Annotated in this window: 2 protein-coding genes; both read left to right on the top strand. The window is 55.8% G+C overall.

The window, feature by feature from the left end:
* The first annotated feature begins 426 nt into the window (after nt 1-426).
* Nucleotides 427-1,731: a Gfo/Idh/MocA family oxidoreductase gene (locus tag H5U08_RS14910; protein WP_297034758.1), complete on the top strand. Its 1,305-nt coding sequence runs from the start codon at nt 427-429 to the stop codon at nt 1,729-1,731.
* Nucleotides 1,732-1,921: 190 nt separating this feature from the next.
* A partial coding sequence (locus tag H5U08_RS14905; RefSeq protein WP_297034756.1) for a cellulase family glycosylhydrolase occupies nt 1,922-2,795 on the top strand: 874 nt, incomplete at its 3' end.

Raw genomic sequence — 2,795 nt, 5'->3', positions numbered from 1 at the left:
GGAACTGACACCTCCCCTTTTTCCTCTGCCGACGAGGATGCGGACATCCACGTGAGCTCCGGCGGGCACGACAAGCGTGCCCCTCGGGGGGATTTCTCTGGAAAACCTGCTTGTGGGGTCCACACTCGAACCCTCGAATGGTCCGTCTCGCCGCGTGGGCTCCAACTGCTCGGTTCAGTGGGTGATTCCACCGTAGGGGAATTGATGAACTGCCCTCCAACACCGTGTGCGGTGGCAGCTCACAGGTCTTTGCAAAAGTAGGGACGGGGCGGAGCACAGGTCGCTTGACGGTGCCTTCTCTCGCAGAGTAGCATCTTGTTGAGTTGCCGCACGAGAAAATCCGTTGTCCCGTCTTCTGCGAAAGCAGCGGGATGGGGTTAACGGGGAGCTCTCAAATGTTTTCCCATATCCATCGGAGGAGGAATCATGTCGCCATTGGAGATGACTCGACGCGCGTTTTCCCAAGTTGGCATCGGCGCTTTGGCCTGGTCGGCCGTGAGTCGTTCCCGTGTTCTGGGGGCCAATGACCGAATCCGCCTGGGCTTTATCGGAGTGGGAAATCGAGGCAGTCAGCTTCTGGATGCCTTTCTCAAGCATGAGGACATAGAGGTCGTGGCCCTCTGCGATGTCTACGAGCCGTATCTGGATCGAGCCCAGCAAAAACTACCCCGTAAGGCCGATACAACGATCGATTTCCGCAAGGTTCTCGATCGGAACGATGTGGACGGGGTGGTGATCGCGACGCCCGACCACTGGCATGCGATTCAGACGGTTTGGGCATGCCGAGCAGGAAAAGATGTGTATGTGGAAAAACCGCTCTCCATCACGGTGGTGGAAGGGCGAAAAATGGTCGAAGCAGCCCGCAAATACCAACGGATCGTTCAGGTGGGCACGCATCGACGGTCTTCCAAACTGTATGCGCAACTTTACGAACTTGTGCACTCGGGAAAAATTGGCAAGGTGACGGTTTCGCGGGCGTATCGGCTCAGCAACATGTATCCCAAGGGAATCGGTAAAGCGGCACCTTCCGCTCCGCCACCGGGACTTCACTGGGACCTCTGGCTTGGTCCTCGGCCGGAACGACCTTTCCAGGAGACCATCGCCCCCTACAAGTTCCGATGGTGGGATCTCTATTCTTCGCAGATGGCCAATTGGGGCGTGCATTATCTGGATGCGATTCGCTGGCTAACGGACGAGTTAGCACCGTCGTCGGTCTGTGCGATGGGGGGAAAGTTTGCCGTGGATGATGACCGAACGATTCCCGACACGATGGAAGCGGTTTTCCAGTTTGCCTCGGGGCGATTGGCGATTTTTGGACAGTACGAGGCATCCGGAGCACCTGCCCTGGCCCAGGGCGAGCTGGAACTTCGCGGCACACTCGGTGCTGCGTATATCGGCGGCAGGGTATTCGAAATCATCCCTGAACGCGGGGGCCAATTTCAGGATCCCCGTCCCCGGATGGAGCCGATTCGTGTCGAGGTGCCAGCCGGCGAAAACGACATGACCGTAGATCATGCGCGGAATTTCCTGGACTGCATGAGGAGTCGGCAGCTCCCCAATGCTGACGTGGAGATCGGCCATCGTTCCACGACATGCAGCCTTATCGCCAATATTTCGCTGGCGGTGGGTGCCCGACTGGAATGGGACGCCGAAAAGGAACGCTTCACGAATAACGAGGAAGCCAATCAGATGCTCCATTACGAGTATCGAAAACCCTGGTCACTCGATTAACAACTGATAACAACGGAGCGTGGCATTAAAGTCCAAGTAACAACCAGGGTTTTTCCGGGATTCGCGTGTATGTTGCGCGAATAACAGATCAATCGTAAATAAAAAACGGTTGTGTGTGCTGATAGCGTCGCACGCACCGGTCTGTCAAGACCGGCACTTTTTCAAAGCGCGTTGGCCAAAGGGATTGCGCATGTTTACACCTGCGAGGGTCGTCGGGCTGCTGGTAGTGGCGTTTGGGGTACCGCTGCTCTTTGAGCAGGCGGGACCTTCAGCCGAGGAGTTTGCCCCTTGTCCAGTATCGTGGGACGCCGGGGACAGTTTAATCGATCTGTCGTTCCTGCTTGAAACACCTGCCGGGAAGGAGGGATTTATCACAATCAAGGATGGCCATCTGGCCACGGCGTCCGGCAAGAGAATTCGCTTCTGGGGTGTTAATTTTTCCGGTCAGGGGTGTCTGCCGCCGAAGAAACACGCCCCGATCATTGCCCGCCGGCTTGCCCGCTGGGGAATTAACTGCGTGCGCTTCCATTTTTTTGACAGACCAGCTCCCAACGGGATCATCGCGGCCAATCGGGACGATACACGCCAGCTCGACCCTGAAATGCTCGATCGCCTGGACTATATCGTCTATCAGCTCAAACAGAACGGAATCTATGTCGATTTAAATCTCAATGTTGCACGCAGCTACAAGGCAGGCGACGGAGTCAAGGATTATGAGTATCTGGGATTTGCCAAAGGTCTCACATACTTCGATCCAAGGCTGCTGGAATTGCAGCGTGAGTACGCGCGGCAACTTTTAACACATCGCAACCCTTATACGGGTAATGAGTATCGAAATGAACCCGGCGTGGCACTGATCGAATTTGTTAATGAGAATTCCCTCGTCGAGGCCTGGATGGATGGGCGGCTTCAGGGGCTGAATACACGGAAATATCCGGGTACCTGGACGGATATTACCAACAGTTACGCGGAGGATCTCACCAAGCTCTACAATGAGTGGCTTGAAAGGAATGTTAACCCGGAAGTCCGCAGACAGATTGCTGCGGAGGCCGGGGTCGGTGAAG

This window comes from Thermogutta sp. (genome assembly GCF_014359955.1).
Taxonomy (GTDB): Bacteria; Planctomycetota; Planctomycetia; order Pirellulales; family Thermoguttaceae; genus Thermogutta.
Note: the sequence above shows the minus strand (reverse complement) of the source record. Positions and strands in the feature narration are given on the sequence as shown.